The organism is Pseudomonas putida, from assembly GCF_028682175.1.
Taxonomy (GTDB): Bacteria; Pseudomonadota; Gammaproteobacteria; order Pseudomonadales; family Pseudomonadaceae; genus Aquipseudomonas; species Aquipseudomonas putida_AD.
Map to the genome: position 1 here is coordinate 31,364 of NZ_JANHKS010000007.1, position 16,571 is coordinate 47,934.

At 62.5% G+C, this 16,571-nt stretch carries 13 protein-coding genes and 1 riboswitch; of the genes, 2 read left to right on the forward strand and 11 right to left on the reverse strand.

Annotation, left to right across the window (positions count from 1 at the left end; translation table 11 throughout):
* The first annotated feature begins 20 nt into the window (after positions 1-20).
* Positions 21-1,550 (forward strand): histidine kinase, encoded by a 1,530-nt coding sequence (locus NPS29_RS07435; protein WP_274131697.1) that lies wholly within the window; start codon positions 21-23, stop codon positions 1,548-1,550.
* A gap of 210 nt (positions 1,551-1,760) precedes the next feature.
* Here the strand turns inward: NPS29_RS07435 and NPS29_RS07440 are convergent, their stop codons facing one another.
* From NPS29_RS07440 to NPS29_RS07480, 9 genes are all read right to left on the reverse strand, one after another.
* Positions 1,761-2,468, reverse strand: coding sequence for a PqiC family protein (locus NPS29_RS07440; RefSeq protein WP_274131698.1), 708 nt, complete (start codon positions 2,466-2,468; stop codon positions 1,761-1,763).
* 181 nt (positions 2,469-2,649) lie between these two features.
* Positions 2,650-4,908: a DNA topoisomerase IV subunit A gene (gene parC / locus NPS29_RS07445; protein WP_274131699.1), complete on the reverse strand. Its 2,259-nt coding sequence runs from the start codon at positions 4,906-4,908 to the stop codon at positions 2,650-2,652.
* Between the two features lie 10 nt (positions 4,909-4,918).
* Positions 4,919-5,401, reverse strand: coding sequence for a retropepsin-like aspartic protease family protein (locus NPS29_RS07450; protein ID WP_274131815.1), 483 nt, complete (start codon positions 5,399-5,401; stop codon positions 4,919-4,921).
* Between the two features lie 35 nt (positions 5,402-5,436).
* Entirely contained in the window at positions 5,437-6,417 is a 981-nt protein-coding gene (locus NPS29_RS07455) for an esterase-like activity of phytase family protein (RefSeq protein ID WP_274131700.1), read from the reverse strand.
* Positions 6,414-8,318, reverse strand: a complete 1,905-nt coding sequence (gene parE, locus NPS29_RS07460) for a DNA topoisomerase IV subunit B (RefSeq protein WP_274131701.1) — start codon at positions 8,316-8,318, stop codon at positions 6,414-6,416. The genes NPS29_RS07455 and parE overlap by 4 nt, the downstream gene beginning before the upstream one ends.
* Before the next feature lie 102 nt (positions 8,319-8,420).
* On the reverse strand, positions 8,421-8,987 hold the full coding sequence (locus NPS29_RS07465) for a YqiA/YcfP family alpha/beta fold hydrolase (RefSeq protein WP_400606330.1): 567 nt from the start codon (positions 8,985-8,987) through the stop codon (positions 8,421-8,423).
* A gap of 187 nt (positions 8,988-9,174) precedes the next feature.
* Entirely contained in the window at positions 9,175-9,984 is an 810-nt protein-coding gene (gene cpdA / locus NPS29_RS07470; protein WP_274131703.1) for a 3',5'-cyclic-AMP phosphodiesterase, read from the reverse strand.
* A gap of 958 nt (positions 9,985-10,942) precedes the next feature.
* On the reverse strand, positions 10,943-11,395 hold the full coding sequence (locus NPS29_RS07475; protein ID WP_274131704.1) for a DUF1249 domain-containing protein: 453 nt from the start codon (positions 11,393-11,395) through the stop codon (positions 10,943-10,945).
* Positions 11,386-12,003 carry an NUDIX domain-containing protein gene (locus tag NPS29_RS07480; RefSeq protein ID WP_274131705.1) on the reverse strand — a complete coding sequence of 206 codons (618 nt, stop codon included), beginning with the start codon at positions 12,001-12,003 and terminating at the stop codon, positions 11,386-11,388. The genes NPS29_RS07475 and NPS29_RS07480 overlap by 10 nt, the downstream gene beginning before the upstream one ends.
* Positions 12,004-12,233: 230 nt before the next feature.
* Here NPS29_RS07480 and NPS29_RS07485 point away from each other — a divergent pair, with 230 nt between their 5' ends.
* On the forward strand, positions 12,234-12,980 hold the full coding sequence (locus tag NPS29_RS07485; RefSeq protein ID WP_274131706.1) for an RsiV family protein: 747 nt from the start codon (positions 12,234-12,236) through the stop codon (positions 12,978-12,980).
* Here NPS29_RS07485 and cytX read toward each other — a convergent pair.
* Positions 12,949-14,238: a putative hydroxymethylpyrimidine transporter CytX gene (gene cytX, locus NPS29_RS07490; RefSeq protein WP_274131707.1), complete on the reverse strand. Its 1,290-nt coding sequence runs from the start codon at positions 14,236-14,238 to the stop codon at positions 12,949-12,951. The two genes, NPS29_RS07485 and cytX, sit on opposite strands and share 32 nt — an antisense overlap.
* A 105-nt stretch (positions 14,239-14,343) precedes the next feature.
* Complete coding sequence (thiC, locus tag NPS29_RS07495) at positions 14,344-16,230, reverse strand: phosphomethylpyrimidine synthase ThiC (protein ID WP_274131708.1); 1,887 nt, start codon at positions 16,228-16,230, stop codon at positions 14,344-14,346.
* A 170-nt stretch (positions 16,231-16,400) separates the two neighbouring features.
* A riboswitch (TPP riboswitch) is annotated at positions 16,401-16,505 on the reverse strand.
* Between the last annotated feature and the right edge of the window lie 66 nt (positions 16,506-16,571).

Consider the following 16,571-nt stretch of genomic DNA (forward strand, 5'->3'; position numbering starts at 1 on the left):
CTCCAAGAGAGCCGTGCTCAGTGAACCGGCCCACGCCAGTAAAAACCGATAATTTCTTCTTGCTGATCTTCCGGGCATTGCGTCACCGACGCGTTCCGATAGCTTTGCGCATCGCCAGCCACAACGTGATCCTCGTCGCGCTGGCGCTGGTGATCTACGCCTGCGTGATGGGCTTGCAGTTCAAGCAAGCCATGCACGAGCAGGCGGACGCGCTGGGCCAGGCCCTGACCACGCAAACCGCGACCTCCGCCACCGAGCTTCTGGTGTCCAACGACATCCTGAGCCTCAACGTGTTGCTGGGTAACCTGGTCAAGAACCCGCTGGTGGCCCATGCAGCCATCTACAGCATGGATAACCGCATCCTCGCCGAAGCGGGCCAGCGCCCGAAAAACGGCCTGCTGGGTGAGGCCGAGGGCCTGTACGAGATCAAGATCACCTTCCAGGACGTGGTCGCCGGCACCCTGCGCATCAGCCTGGACATGAGCCAGTTCCAGCAGCCGCTGACCATCAGCCTGCAAAGCATGGGCATTCTGGCCGGTATCCTGCTCGCACTGGCGCTGGCATTGAGCCTGCGCCTGGGGCGGCATATCTCAACGCCCATGCTGCAACTGCGCATGTGGCTGCGTTATATCGACCCGTACACCCCGGCTACCGACCGTCAGGACGAAATCGGCGACCTGGCGCGCCAGCTCAAGGCGTCCTACGCGCCGCCTGAGCCCGAGCCTGCACCGGCTCCGCAACCTGAACAGGTTGAGGAAGACGACGACACCTCGCCCGAATTCGACGCCAACGACCTCGCAGGCCCCGAGTTCGACGAAGCGCCAAAACCCCGTGCCACCGCCATTCCGGCCCGCCGCATCGTGGCCGAGGAAGATCAGGAAGACGAAGACGACCCGTTCGCCGATCTTCGTGACGAAACTCCGGTGGTGCAGAAGCCGGCCCCGCGCCCTGTGTTGCCAGTGGTGCCTTTGCAGCCGCAATACAGCGCCGTGCTGGCCGTGCAACTGGGTTCCCAGGAACAACTGCGCCGCCTGCCCCGCACCCGCCTGACCGAATTGCTGGAGCGCTATCGCGACTGCATCGACCAGGCTGCATCCTTGTATGACAGCGAACTTCACACGCTCAACGATGGCAGCTCGCTGATGGTGTTCAGCACCCAGGACAGCGGCGACGACTACCTGACCAACGCGATTTGCTGCGGCGAGCTGTTGCGCGCCCTGAGCCATGCGCTGCAGATCGAAGTGGCGGACAGCGGCATCACCCTGCAATTGCAGCTGGGCCTGACGCTGGGCGAAGGCCTGCACGGCATGGACCAGATCGACCTGCTGCTGACCGAAACCGCCCAGGACGCACTGGCACTGTCGCAACACAGCCGCAACCTGCTGCTGGTGGAGCGCAAGATCAGCGAAGACCACACCATCCGCCAGCGCGCCCGCATCCGCCCGATCGCCAGCCCCGAAGGCGCAAGCTGCGTCGAGCGCCTGATGGAGCCGTATCCGTCCATGCTCGAACGCCAACTGGCGCGCATGCACGAAGCGCGCAAGGTCTGACCTGACCCGCTCCTACAGACAATACAGTCCGTAGGAGCGCGCTTGCCCGCGACCGGCGTGGTGTCAGACAGCACATACCCCTCAGACACACCGCCCTCGCGGGCAAGCGCGCTCCTACAGATTACGGGGCGACGTGACCTGTGCATCTTCCCTAACCCATCACCCACAAAAAAGCCCGCATCGCTGCGGGCTTTTTGTTGGGCGTGATCCTTAGAAGCGGAACACTTCCAGATCGGTGCGGATCGGCGAGGCCATCGGGATCTTTGGCTTGTCCTGATCGGTGCGGGTCTTGGCGGGCTGGGCGGACTTCTTCGGCTCGTCAGCGACCAATGGCTGCGCAGCCACCGGCTTGACCGCAGCACTCAACTGCTCGGCCAGACGCTGCAACAGCACGCCCTGAGCCTTGACCTGAGCAGCGGAAGTGCCGGCATGCGGCTCTTCCAGGTGCACCAGCTTGCTGTCACGCACGGTGCCGCGACGGTCCAGCAGACGCCATTGGGCATCGAGCACCGCAGGCTGGTTCTCGCCTGAGTCCAGACGGGTGATCGACAGCACCACCTGCACGTCAGGCGTGAAGTTGGCCGCAGCCGGCGCCATCACCACGCGCTGGCTGTCGAGCTTCCACGCCAGTTGGCGCAGCAGCAGTTGGTCGATGTCGGCAGACAGGCTGCCAGCCCAGCGGCCATCCTTCGAGGCAGTCAGGCTGCCATCGGGCTGACGCTGAAGTAATGTTTCCCGTTGCAGGTAATCAGCAACGGAAACCGGCCCGAGCACAACAGCCACGCCGGCACTTTGTTTTGGTTGGCCTGGTTCGCCGCTGTCCAGTTGATAGAGCGAAGTAGGCTGATGAACACTGCACCCGGCCAAACCCAGAACGCCGGTTAACAACAGAACAAAAGGAACGCGTAGAAAATTCATCATTCCGTCCAAGTGGGCACCACACGACGGGCCCACAATGTCAAATACTCAGAGAACATAAAGGCACTCAGCCACGCTGGCGCCAAAGGACGTCATATCATCCGTGAATATGCGCGATGACTCCAGCGATTCTGCGTCGATCTTGGTGACAATACGAAGATCGATCGCTGAAAACGGCCGTTTACGTAGCGCTTTCCACTAACAATGCATCAACTCGCTGGAATCCGCGTGGTAGCTTATTGCCACGTCTGCCTCGCTCCCCTTTGTAATGCTCAAGATCGTCGGGTTTCAGAGACAGCGTGCGCTTGCCTGCCTGGAGCACCAGGGTGGCGCCATCAGGAATGACCGCAAGGTCAGTCACGTATTCTTCGCGGCTGGCCACGCGATCGCCCGGAATACCGATGATCTTGTTGCCCTTGCCCTTGCCCAGTTGCGGCAGGTCGCTGATCTTGAACACCAGCAGGCGGCCTTCGGTGGTCACTGCCGCAAGCCAGTTCTGCTCACGGTCCGGCACCAGGCGCGGCAGGATCACCTTGGCGCCCGCAGGCAGACTGACAAGCCCCTTGCCCGCCTTGTTCTTGGCCTGCAAGTCTTCGCCCTTGACCACGAAACCGTAACCGGCGTCGGAAGCGATGACGTACAGCGCATCGTCGTCCGGCAGCAATACGCACTCGAAGGTTGCGGCTGGCGGTGGCGTCAGGCGTCCGGTCAGCGGATCACCCTGCCCACGGGCCGACGGCAATGTATGGGCCGCCAGCGAATAGCTGCGGCCGGTGGAGTCGATGAACACCGCAAACTGGTTGGAGCGACCGTTGGCCGCAGCCTTGAAGCCGTCGCCTGCCTTGTAGGAAAGGCCGGTGGCGTCGATGTCATGGCCCTTGGCGCAGCGCACCCAGCCTTTTTCCGACAGCACGACCGTCACAGGTTCGGTCGGCATCAGTTCGTTTTCGGACAGCGCCTTGGCTTCGGCGCGCTCGACGATAGGCGAGCGGCGATCATCGCCATAGGTTTCCGCATCCTTGAGCAACTCGGTACGCACCAGCTTGCGCAGCTTGGCTTCGCTGCCCAGCAGGGCCAGCAGTTTGGCCTGTTCCTTGAGCAATTCGTCCTGCTCGCCGCGCAGCTTCATCTCTTCCAGGCGCGCCAATTGACGCAGACGGGTGTCGAGGATGTAGTCGGCCTGAATCTCCGACAGCTCGAAACGCGCGATCAGCTCGGCCTTCGGGTGCTCGGCGGTACGGATAATATGGATCACTTCGTCCAGGTTCAGGTACGCAGTGAGCAAGCCTTCCAACAGGTGCAGGCGCTTCTCGACCTTGTCCAGGCGGAACTGCAGGCGGCGACGCACCGTGGTGATACGGAACTGCAGCCATTCGGACAGCAGTGCCTTGAGGTTTTTCAGTTGCGGCTTGCCGTCCAGGCCGATGATGTTGATGTTCACCCGGTAGCTGGATTCCAGCTCAGTGGTGGCGAACAGATGCTGCATCAGCTCTTCGGGATCGACGCGGTTGGAGCGCGGGATGACGACGATGCGGCACGGGTTCTCGTGGTCCGATTCGTCACGCAGGTCGGCGACCATCGGCAGCTTCTTGGCCTGCATCTGCGCGGCGATCTGCTCCAGCACCTTGGCCCCGGACACCTGGTGGGGCAGCGCGGTGACCACGATGTCGCCGTCTTCGACGCGATACACGGCGCGCATGCGCACCGAGCCACGGCCGCTTTCGTAGATTTTCAGCAGGTCATGACGCGGCGTGATGATTTCCGCTTCGGTCGGGTAATCCGGGCCTTGAACGTGCTCGCAAAGCTGCTCGATGGTGGCCTTGGGCTCGTCCAGCAGGCGCACACAGGCGGACGCGACTTCACGCAGGTTGTGCGGCGGCACGTCGGTGGCCATGCCGACCGCGATGCCGGTGGTGCCATTGAGCAGGATATTCGGCAAACGTGCCGGCAACACGGCAGGTTCATCCAGGGTGCCGTCGAAGTTCGGCACCCAGTCCGCCGTGCCCTGGCCAAGCTCGGTCAGCAGCACCTCGGAGTATCGGGACAGACGCGCTTCGGTGTAGCGCATGGCCGCGAACGACTTGGGATCGTCCGGCGCACCCCAGTTGCCCTGGCCGTCGACCAGGGTGTAGCGATAGCTGAAGGACTGCGCCATCAGCACCATGGCTTCGTAACAGGCCGAGTCGCCGTGGGGGTGGAACTTGCCGAGCACGTCGCCGACGGTACGCGCCGACTTCTTGTGCTTGGCGTCGGCGTCCAGGCCCAACTCGCTCATGGCGTAGACAATACGCCGCTGTACAGGCTTCAGGCCGTCGCCGATGTGCGGCAGGGCACGGTCCATGATCACGTACATGGAGTAGTTCAGATAGGCCTGTTCGGTGAAGTCAGCCAGCGAGCGGCGTTCTACGCCGTCCAGGCTGAGGTCAAGGGAGTCGCTCATGCGGGCCTCATCATTTTGTCGTCTGGCGCAGCAGCAAGGTGCCGCCGCGCTGGGTGAATTCGAGTTGTTTGATGGCGCTCATACCCAGCAGCACCTGATCGCCGTCCAGACCGGGCACCACCAGGGCGCGCACGTTGTCCAGGACGATATCGCCGATCTGCAGCCTGTTCAGCGTGGCCCGGAAAGCCTCGGTGCGGCCATTGGCCGTGCTCACCTCGACCCGGGCACCACGCTCCAGGCGTAATGCATCTGCCACCGCTTGCGGGATCGCGACGTTGGTCGCACCGGTGTCGAGCATGAACTGCACCGGGCGGGCATTGATCTGCCCCGTCATGACGAAATGCCCCTCGCGGTTGCTCACCAGTTGCACCTCGACGTAACCGTCACCGTGCGACGAACTGACGCTGCTGTTCGGGTTTTCCTGACGCTGCTCCCACTCGCCGAAAAACCGCGTCGCCAGGAACAGCGCCGCGGCCCAGACGATGATCAGCATCAGGCGCCCGGCGCGCTTGCCGGGAGGTGCCTGGGTCAAGGCCTGGCGCTCCAGCCACCCTCAGGCGCGGCAAAGCGCCAGACAATGGGGCGTTTTTCGCCATCGGCGCGAGCACCGAAGTTGTTGTCAGTCCCGACCCAGGCGCCCTTGTCGTCAACGATCAGCGCCTCGGTCAGGCCGTATTTCTGATCGTAGAGCCGGTTGGGTTTCAATGCCTCCTTGGCGAAGGACCAGCAGGTTTCCAGTTGCCCGGTTTCCAGGGTACGCCGACAGATCCGGTACGCCGCCCGCTCCAGGGTGTACAGCTTGCCCTTGTACAGCGAGATGTCGGAGAAATCCTTGGCGACCGATTTACCGCCCAGTTCAGGTGGCAGGATGTCGTTGCCGGACTCGACCTTGAGGATGCAACTGGCATCACATTCCCAGCCGTCATTACCCAATTTTGCAGTCAGCAGCCCGCGCTTCTCGCGCTCGGCGGCCAGCCACAGCCGGTCGCCGGCAGGGTTGATCGCGATGCCTTCGAAGATGGCGTTGAAGTGCTGCAGCATTCCCGCCGACTGCGCCTCCTCGACCAGCGCCCTGGGCAGGTCGAGCCAGGTCGGCGCGCCGTTTACGGGCACTTTCAGCACCGTGGCATAGGCCTCGCTGACCAGATAACGGTTGCCGGCAGCGTCACAGCTCACGCCCTCGAAATCCAGATCGCCGCCACGCACCAGGGCCGAAGCCTTGGCCATCCCGCGCAGGGTCGCTGACAGGCCGCTGTCGGGAATCGGCGGAATCTCGAGGACCTGCGCCCGCGCCTTCCACACCGTCGCCGAAGTGTCGAGACGGTACAGCAGCGTGTCGTCGCGGTCGGATACCGTCCACAGCACGCCATCGCACGAGGCCAGCCCCGAGAGATTGCCGCCCACCATGTCGTCCACAGGGTGCTCGGACAGCAACTTGAGTTCCGGCAGCGGCGCGGCGAACGCGGGAGCGGCGGCCAGCAACAGGGCGGCCAGCCAGCCTCGCCTCAAACCATCACCTCGGCCAGGTTGCCTTTGGATTCAAGCCACGCCTTACGGTCGCCCGCGCGCTTTTTCGCCAGCAGCATGTCCATCATTTGCGAGGTGGCTTCGATGTCATCCAGCGTCAGTTGCACCAGGCGCCGGGTGTTCGGGTCCATGGTGGTCTCACGCAACTGTGGCGGGTTCATCTCGCCAAGGCCTTTGAATCGGGTGACCTGTGGCTTGCCGCGCTTCTTCTCGGCCACCAGGCGGTCGAGAATGCCATCACGTTCGGCTTCGTCCAGGGCGTAGTAGATGTCCTTGCCCAGGTCGATGCGGTACAGCGGCGGCATGGCAACGTAGACGTGACCGGCCTCGACCAGCGGGCGGAAGTGCTGGACGAACAACGCACACAGCAGGGTTGCGATGTGCAGGCCGTCGGAGTCGGCGTCGGCCAGGATGCAGATCTTGCCGTAGCGCAGCTGGCTCATGTCAGCCGCGCCCGGATCGACTCCGATGGCCACGGCGATGTTGTGCACTTCCTGGCTGGCGAGCACTTCGCCGCCATCGACTTCCCAGGTGTTCAGGATCTTGCCGCGCAACGGCAGGATGGCCTGGAATTCCTTGTCCCGCGCCTGCTTGGCCGAGCCACCGGCCGAGTCACCCTCGACCAGGAACAGCTCGGCGCGCATCGGGTCCTGACCGGCGCAGTCCGCCAGTTTGCCCGGCAGCGCCGGCCCCTGGGTGATGCGTTTGCGCTCGACCTTCTTGCTGGCTTTCAGGCGACGACCGGCGTTGTTGATCGCAAGCTCGGCCAGCTGCATGCCCATTTCAGGGTGGGCGTTGAGCCACAGGCTGAAGGCGTCCTTGACCACACCGGAGACGAATGCCGCCGCTTCGCGAGAGGACAGGCGCTCCTTGGTCTGGCCGGAGAATTGCGGCTCCTGCATCTTCATCGACAGCACGAAGGCGATACGTTCCCAGACGTCTTCGGGGGCCAGCTTCACGCCCCGTGGCAGCAGGTTGCGGAATTCGCAGAACTCGCGCATCGCATCCAGCAGCCCCTGACGCAGGCCGTTGACGTGGGTGCCACCCTGGGCGGTCGGGATCAGGTTGACGTAGCTTTCCTGAACGCTGTCGCCACCCTCGGGCAGCCACAGCAACGCCCAGTCCACCGCTTCCTTGTTGCCGGCAAATACGCCGCAGAAGGGTTCTTCAGGCAGGCGCAGGAAGTCACTGACCGAATCCTGCAGGTAGGAGCGCAGGCCATCTTCGTAATGCCACTCGACCTTCTCGCCGGTGCCTTTGTCTTCAAAGCTGACGGTCAGGCCCGGGCACAGCACGGCCTTGGCCTTGAGCACGTGCTTGAGGCGGCTGACGGAGAATTTGGGGCTGTCGAAATACTTGGGGTCCGGGGCGAAATAGACGCTGGTGCCGGTATTGCGCTTGCCGACCGTGCCCACCACGGCCAGTTCGCTGGCCTTGAACCCGTCGGCAAAGGACATCTCGTATTCGTTGCCGTCACGCTTGACCCGCACCCGCACTTGGGTCGAGAGCGCGTTGACCACGGAAATCCCCACCCCGTGCAGGCCGCCGGAGAACTGGTAGTTCTTGTTGGAGAACTTGCCGCCCGCGTGCAGCTTGGTGAGGATCAGCTCGACGCCCGACACGCCCTCTTCCGGGTGAATATCCACCGGCATGCCGCGACCGTCGTCGGCCACTTCCAGGGAGTTGTCGGCGTGCAGGATGACCTGCACCGATCTGGCGTGTCCGGCCAGTGCTTCGTCGACGCTGTTGTCGATGACTTCCTGGGCGAGGTGGTTCGGCCGCGTGGTGTCGGTGTACATGCCCGGCCGCTTGCGGACCGGGTCGAGGCCCGAGAGGACTTCGATGGCGTCTGCGTTATAAGAGCTAGCGCTGGGATTGGCCATGGGGTCTCGTCATCAAGTCGTTCATGAAATTTCGGAGTGACGCTATTGTTCCAAGCGTGTTCTACATATTTGTTGCAGCAAAGGCTTTGATCGGTCGCACATTCACAACGACGACAGATCGATGGCCTGGAGCAGTTCCGGGGCAAACCCGGCAAAGCTCAACAGGGTGGGCAGTTTATCGGCAAACCCCTGGAAACTGTGATCGCCACCGGCCTCGATGCGCAGCGCGCACGCCCGGTAGAAGGCCTGGGCGCGGCGGTAGTCCAGCGTTTCGTCACCCGTCTGCAGCCACACCTGGATACGCTGGGGGTCCTGCGGCGCCGGCACTTCTATCTCAGCCAGCGCAGCCACGTGATCGTGGGTCAGCTCCCAGGTTTCGCCGGTGTACAGGTTCTGTTGCGTGCCCAGGAAGCCGTCGAACAACTGGTGCGGATTGACCGCAGGGTTGATCAACACCGCCTTCAGACCATGCCGCTCAGCAAGGTGAGTCGCATAGTAGCCGCCGAGCGAGCTGCCGACCAGTAATGGCCGACCGCCTAGTTCCTCGATGGCCGCCTCGAGCTGGGCGATGGCCTGGCGCGGGTGATGGTGCAACTCCGGCACGCGCAATTGCTCGCCAAGCCCCAGCGTTCGCATGAGGGAGGCCAGTTGCGTGGCCTTTTTCGACATCGCCGAGCTGTTCAGGCCGTGAATATAAAGCAGAGTCGAATGTTGCGGGTTCACGGGATCGTCTCCGTAAGCTGCGATTCAAGGGGCCGCCTGGGGCTGCCTCACACGGCAAAGCCACGCAGTTTACAGGGACAACGGCGTGAACACTCGTTTGTTGGCGGTGTGTGGCGAATTCAGGATGTTTCCTTCAATACCCGGCGCCACTGAGATCGACCTCGAACAGGTCCGGATCGATGCGCGACACACCGGTTTCCATGTGCCCGTCGTCGAACAGCCGCAGCCAGCGATATCCCGGAGCCTTCGCGTCGAGGGCGAAGTCTTCGCTGTTCGGCGCGAATTGAATGCAGGTCGAGGGCGAGGCCATCAGGCGCAAGCCCTCGTGCATCTGGTCGAACTCCTGGTGCACGTGGCCCCAGAGCAAAGCACGGGCCTGGGGAAAACGTTCCAGTACCGAGAACAGGGCATCCGGGTTGCGAAGACCGATGGGCTCCATCCACGCCGCGCCAATGGGCACCGGATGATGATGCAGACAGATCAAATGATGGCGTTGCGGCGCCTCGCTCAGGGCCTGGGCCAGCAGTTGCAGTTGCTTGTCTTCCAGATAACCGGGCACAGAACCCGGCACGGCGGAATCCAGCATCGTCACCCGCCAGTTGCCGATATCGACAACGGGGTCGAGCACGTCGCTCTGCTGCGCGGCAATCGCCATCTCCCGCAGCTCGTCATGGTTGCCCGGCAGCCAGCGCTTGGGCGCATCCAGCCGCTCGCTCGCCTGGCGAAACGCCTGATACGACTCCACCGTGCCGTCCTGGGATAGATCGCCGGTGGCCAGCACCAGATCGATCTGCGGCTGCTCGGCCAGCACCCGGTCCACGACCGCCGTGAGGCTGTCGCGCGTGGTCATGCCCAGCAGCGCGCCGTCCGCTTCGGCAAACAAATGGCTGTCGGATAGTTGCACCAACAATACAGAGGACGAATTCAGGGCTGCGCTCGGCAAAGGCCATCTCCTTGAGCGGGTATGGCCGGATTATGGTGTTTGATTGGAGCAACGGCAAACCCGGAAACAGGGTTGCAGTTCTCATTTGTGCAACATCGAGAGGCGCGTGGGTGTAATCGGTCCCGTAGCAGTCCGGCTTGCCGACGACAGCGATCTTGAGGGCGCCTCGCCGGCAAGCCGGACTGCTACAGGGCGGTGGGGTGCTTTGGATTTTGATTTTGATCTTTGTGCGCGATGGTGCAGGCGACGCCGAACGCGACGTAAAGGCGCCAGGCCGAGCGCAGGTGTCGTGGAGGGGGATGAGCGGCAGGAAGCCGCGAAAGCCGTGCGGGCCATGGATGGCCCATCATGGCGTGCCCCCGGAACGACGCCGGAGTCGAGGGAAGTCCGAAGGACCCCAGCCAGGAGCAAATGGTTTGCCTACTTTCCCGAAAGAAAGTAGGTCGCCCGTAAGGGGCGAAACCCTCAGGTCCAGTGCACTCGATAACGGATCTGCCCCCAGTGGTAGTGGTCCAGATTCTGGTGAGCATATCCGTTCGCGATGTCGACTCGGAATCACCTTTGCGCCTTTACGGCGCGCTACTTTGTTTCGGCAAAGTAGCCAAACCATTTGCGACAGGCTGGGCCGCGACTTCGTCCCGGTTCCCTCACTCCGGCGCCGCTCCGTGGGTCCGCCGTGATGGGCCATCCATGGCCTGCACGGCTTTCGCGGCTTCCTGCCGCTCAACCCACTACGCGACACCTCCGTTCGGCCTGGCGCCTTGACGTCGCGTTCGGTGGCGCCTGTACCATCGCGTAAGAAGATCAAGATCAAGATCAAGAGCTTTGGTTGTACACCGCCCCGTAGCAGCACGGCTTGCCGGCGGGGGCGGTGTGTCAGGGACAGATGGGTTGACTGACACACCGCTCCCGCCGGCAAGCCGTGCTGCTACGAGAGAGAAGTGCGGATAAGGGAGGCTCAGCGAACCGCTTCGAACTCGTGTCCGCAGGCCAGGCAGTGGCTCAGCCATTCGCCGAGGAAGATGTTGAGCTGGGCCTTTTCGTCGGGCTGGTGCATGTGGGCGTTGGGGTATGGGTAGATGCCGCGGAAACGCCGTGCGTGCTGGGCGCCGATGACTTCGGCCATGCGCGCATCGTGGTACACCTGCACTTCCAGGACAGGCACCGGCAGCCACGGCAGGCTGTGTTCCTGACGCACCAGCAGGGTGGAGGTGTAGGGGCAGTTCTGCACGACTTCGACCGACAGCACACCCAGCATCTGATCGCCCTGGGTGACGGCCACCCGGCGCGAGCGTTGTTCGTTGCGCATCTCGGGTAAAAGACGCATCAAGCGCGCGTAGTTCGCCTCACAGGCTGCCTGCAGCCCGGCAAGGTCGACACGGTAGCGCTCGCGCAAAAGATTCACGACCACAGCCCCCTGATTTCGGCGCGATTGAGCGCCAGCCACTGTATTGCGATGATAGTTGCAGCGTTGACGATGCGTCCGTCTTTTACGGCTTGCATCGCGTCGTCGAACGACCAGACCGACACACGGATGTCTTCGGCCTCTTCTTCAAGCCCGTGGACGCCGCCCGCCCCCTCACTGTCGCATTTGCCCAGGTACAGGTGAACGAATTCATTGCTGCCGCCGGGCGACGGAAAGTATTTGGTGATCGGCCACAACGCATTGAAGACAAGCCCAGCTTCCTCCTCTCCTTCGCGGTGAGCAACCTCTTCAGGCTGCTCTTTTTTATCGATCAGGCCCGCGACCATTTCGATCAGCCAGGGGTTGGGGTGCTTGCCGATCACACCCACCCGGAACTGCTCGATCAACACCACTTCATCGCGTTTGGCGTCATATGGCAAGACACACACGGCATCGTGACGCACGAACAGTTCGCGGGAAATTTCCGGGCTCATGCCACCGTCGAAAAGCTCATGGCGCAGGTGCAGACGATCCAGTTGGTAGAAACCCTTGAAGCAGGTTTCGCGCCGGGTGATTTCATGCTTTGTGGGCGTCGATTTCGCGGTATCGGTCATAGGTTTCTCACTGCAAGGCGCTCAGTTCATGGCCCCATCCTAACGTGCTGACGCGCCGGATGCAGCCCTTGCCGGGCGTTCAGACGCGCAAATCCGGCTGTAAAGGTAGACGACGGCAACCGAAAGGCACTCTAATCCGCCCAGTGGCGAACTGATTGCGCCAGACGCAGTCGAAGCCTGTTGCCGTTGCACCCAAGTGATGGCCCTTTATGTCAACGTCAAGGATCACCATGTCGTTTCTGAAGATCATTTCGATGGCCTGCCTGGCCCTGGTTCTGGGCGCCTGCCAGAGCCTGTTCCAACCCAACATGCGCAGTCCGCTGACCGTTCAGCGTGACGCCTCGGAGCTGGTCAAACCCGGCTGCACCGCCAGCGATTGCCCGCTGGTCAACATTGATACCGTGCATTTCCCGGACGAAGCCAAGCTCGATGCCATCGTGCAGCGCACCCTGCTGCAACTGACCCGCAGCGACACCGACGGTCCGGTGCCACCGACCCTCAAGGCGTACCAGGAACAGTTCCTGGCCACGGCGCCGGCGCGCTACAGCAGCTATTTGCAGGCCAAGGTACGTGAGCAGCATGACGGAATCGTGGTGGTCGAGCTGTCCAGCTACCTGGACACCGGCGGCGCCCACGGCAATCCGGGCCGCGCGTTCATCAACTATTCGCGCCAGCTACAGCGCGTACTGACGCTGGCCGACATGCTGGTGCCAGGCCAGGAAGCAGCGTTCTGGGCGAAGGCTGAAATGGCGCACCAGGCCTGGCAGGTCAGCACCAAGCTGGACAAGGACACCGAGTTCCAGAAGATGTGGCCATTCAAGCGAACTTCAAACATCGCCCTGACGTACGGTGCAGTGATCCTGAAATATCCGGTCACCACCATCGCCCCGTACGCCATGGGCCACATCGAGCTGAAGATTCCTTACCCTCAGCTCAACGGCATCATCAAGCCGGAACTGTTCCCCGGCCGGAGCTGATCGCCTTGCCCAGAATCAGTTGCAGCACGCCAGCGACGATCAGCGCTGGCAGTGTTGCGCCGATGTCCGGGTAGAGATTGGCCAGCAGGTGATAGGTGGAAATCCCGCCCAGCCAGGCCAGAAGCGTCATCCAGCGCAAACCTTCAGTCGCGGCGCCATGGCTGCGACGACGCAGGATGAAGTGATCCACCAGCACCACGCCAAACAGCGGCGCGAATACCGAGCCAATCAGCAAGAGGAAGTTCTGGTACTGCGCCAATGGCGCAAGACAGGCGATCAGCGTGCAGATGACGCCGATGGCCAGCGCCAGATGCTCGACCTTGATCTTCACCAGAATCCCGCTGGAAACCGCCGCAGAATGGATGTCGGCAAAGGCGTTTTCCGACTCGTCCAGCAGAATCAGCAGCAGCGGAATGCCCATTCCAGCGCCGGCCAGCGCCAGCAGCAGCGCATTGGCTTCGCCGCTTGGCGCGAAGGCCAGGGTGTAGGCAACGCCCAGGGTCATCAGCCAGAAGTTGCCGATGAAGAAGCCCAGCACCGTGCCGCCGAACACGCCGGTGGCGCGCTTGCCGAAGCGTGAATAGTCGGCGATCAGCGGCAGCCAGGACAGCGGCATGGCGATGGCAATGTCGAAACCCACGGCAAACGGCATCGAGCCATCTCCGGCACGGGCCCACAGCGCCGCCAGATCAGCCTTGCTCAGCAGGTTCCAGGTCAGCCAGGTGCACGCGGCCAGCAGCAGCCAGATGCCCCACTTGCGCAGGATCTGCCGCACGAAGGTCAACGGGCCGCTGACGGCGAGCAAGGTGGCCAGGCCGCCGAACAGTAGCGTCCAGAGCAGCGGGCTTGTCCACAGGCTGCCTTCGGCAAAGGCGCCAGCGCTCAGCAGCGTGGCCGCGTCGCGCATGACGATGATTTCGAACGAACCCCAACCCACCAGTTGCAGCAGATTGAGGATGGCCGGCAGCGCCGCGCCCTTGCTGCCAAGGCTCAGCTTGAGGGCGGCCATGGACGACAGGCCGGTGTCGCTGCCGATCACGCCGACGGCGGCCAGCAGCAGAACGCCCACCAGGGTGCCGAGGAAGATCGCCAGCATCGAGCCGGACAGTCCCAGCCCCGGCGCAAGCAATGCGCCGGTTTGCAGGACCATCAGGCCCACGCCCAGGGAAAACCACAGGGAAAACAGATCCCGACCGCCGAACACCCGCTTGGCAGCGGGGACGGGGATGTCGGGAGAATAGGTGCCGGGTGTGTTCACGTTGTTATCTCGTAAAGAGCAGTGACAAGCTTCAAGCTGCAAGCCACAAGTTAGAAGCCAACGCAGATCCGCTTCTTCTTGCAGCTTGTAGCTTACGGCTTGTGGCTAGATTTTCTTGTAAAGCTGGCTGCCTTCCTGCTTGAACCGCTCGGCCTGCTCGCGCATGCCTTCGGCCACCGACAGGTCCACCGCTTCGATCTTCTGGTTGGCCGCGTACTCACGGACTTCCTGGGTGATCTTCATCGAGCAGAACTTCGGCCCGCACATGGAGCAGAAATGCGCGACCTTGGCCGAGTCCTTCGGCAGGGTTTCGTCGTGGTACGAACGCGCGGTGTCCGGGTCCAGGCCGAGGTTGAACTGGTCTTCCCAACGGAATTCGAAACGCGCCTTGCTCAGGGCGTTGTCGCGAATCTGCGCGCCCGGATGGCCCTTGGCGAGGTCGGCTGCGTGGGCGGCAATCTTGTAGGTAATGATCCCGGTTTTCACGTCATCCTTGTTCGGCAGGCCCAGGTGTTCCTTGGGCGTGACGTAGCAGAGCATCGCGCAACCGAACCAGCCGATCATCGCCGCGCCAATGCCCGAGGTGATGTGGTCGTAACCCGGCGCAATGTCGGTGGTCAGCGGGCCGAGGGTGTAGAACGGCGCCTCGTCGCAGCATTCCAGCTGCTTGTCCATGTTCTCCTTGATGAGCTGCATCGGCACATGGCCCGGACCTTCGATCATGCATTGCACGTCATGCCTCCAGGCGATCTTGGTCAGCTCGCCAAGGGTTTCCAGCTCACCGAACTGCGCTTCGTCGTTGGCGTCGGCAATCGAGCCCGGACGCAGGCCATCGCCCAGCGAGAAGCTGACGTCGTAGGCCTTCATGATTTCGCAGATTTCGTCGAAGTGGGTGTAGAGGAAGTTTTCCTTGTGATGCGCCAGGCACCACTTGGCCATGATCGAACCTCCACGGGAGACGATCCCGGTGACGCGCTTGGCGGTCAGCGGCACGTAGCGAAGCAACACACCAGCGTGAATGGTGAAGTAGTCGACGCCCTGCTCCGCCTGCTCGATCAGCGTGTCGCGGAACAGCTCCCAGGTCAGGTCCTCGGCAACGCCGTTGACCTTTTCCAGCGCCTGATAGATCGGCACGGTGCCGATGGGCACAGGCGAGTTGCGAATGATCCACTCGCGGGTTTCGTGAATGTGCTTGCCGGTGGACAGGTCCATGACCGTGTCCGAACCCCAGCGAATGCCCCAGGTCAGTTTCGCCACTTCTTCTTCGATGGACGAGCCCAGCGCGCTGTTGCCGATGTTGCCGTTGATCTTCACCAGGAAGTTGCGGCCGATGATCATCGGTTCCAGTTCGACGTGGTTGATGTTGGCCGGAATGATGGCGCGGCCGCGGGCGATTTCCTCGCGCACGAACTCAGGGGTGATCTCGTTGGGAATGCTGGCGCCGAAGCTGTGGCCGGCGTGTTGCTGCTTCAACAGGCCGGCAGCGCGGGCCTCCTGCAGCTTCATGTTTTCGCGGATGGCGACGTATTCCATCTCGGCGGTGATGATGCCCTGACGCGCATAGTGCATCTGGCTGACATTGGCGCCGGCCTTGGCGCGGCGCGGGTTGCGCACGTGGGCGAAGCGCAGTTTGGTGAGTTCGGCATCAGCCAGGCGCTGTTGGCCGAAGTCGGAACTCAGGCCGCCCAGGCGCTCGGTGTCGCCACGGTCGTCGATCCACGCCGAGCGCACGTCGCCCAGGCCTTTGCGCACGTCGATGATGACATTGGGATCGGTGTAGGGGCCCGAGGTGTCGTACACGCAGACCGGCGCGTTGATCTCGCCACCGAAGTCAGTCGGCGTTACATCCAGGCTGATTTCGCGCATTGGCACGCGGATGTCCGGGCGCGAACCCTGGACGTAGATTTTCTGCGAGCGGGTGAACGGCTGCACCGACCCCGAATCGACCTGGGCGGATTCACTCAGATTGGCGTTTTTTAGTTTTGTACTCATCGACAGGCTCTCCGGACATCATGGTGCAGCGCATGGATTGTCGGAGCTTGAGCCTGAATCGAACGGACGGATGCACCCTGTGAGAATACGGATGCCGAGAATCGAAAAACGAGGACTGTTCAAAAAATGAACAAAAAAGACCCCGGACGATACTCAAGAGGACTCGCCGGGAGACGAGAAATCTTGTTCCCTACGCAGGCGCTAACCTGATCAGGTTCAACGGGATCCGGATTATCCGATCTCAGCCTCATAGCAAGGCACCCCGACAAGAACGGCGTCAGTCTAGACGCCACACCCGGCAAACGCCAAGCGCGGAATTCAAACGCTCGTTAAATGGCGCA

Coding starts and splice junctions, on each gene's coding strand:
- NPS29_RS07480 (WP_274131705.1), bottom strand. CDS start 12,003: ATGACCGATACCGCGAAATCGACGCCCACAAAGCATGAAATCACCCGG.
- thiC (WP_274131708.1), bottom strand. CDS start 16,230: ATGAGTACAAAACTAAAAAACGCCAATCTGAGTGAATCCGCCCAGGTC.
- parE (WP_274131701.1), bottom strand. CDS start 8,318: ATGGCCAATCCCAGCGCTAGCTCTTATAACGCAGACGCCATCGAAGTC.
- NPS29_RS07465 (WP_400606330.1), bottom strand. CDS start 8,987: ATGTCGAAAAAGGCCACGCAACTGGCCTCCCTCATGCGAACGCTGGGG.
- parC (WP_274131699.1), bottom strand. CDS start 4,908: ATGAGCGACTCCCTTGACCTCAGCCTGGACGGCGTAGAACGCCGCTCG.
- NPS29_RS07485 (WP_274131706.1), top strand. CDS start 12,234: ATGTCGTTTCTGAAGATCATTTCGATGGCCTGCCTGGCCCTGGTTCTG.
- NPS29_RS07440 (WP_274131698.1), bottom strand. CDS start 2,468: ATGAATTTTCTACGCGTTCCTTTTGTTCTGTTGTTAACCGGCGTTCTG.
- NPS29_RS07450 (WP_274131815.1), bottom strand. CDS start 5,401: ATGCTGATCATCGTCTGGGCCGCGGCGCTGTTCCTGGCGACGCGGTTT.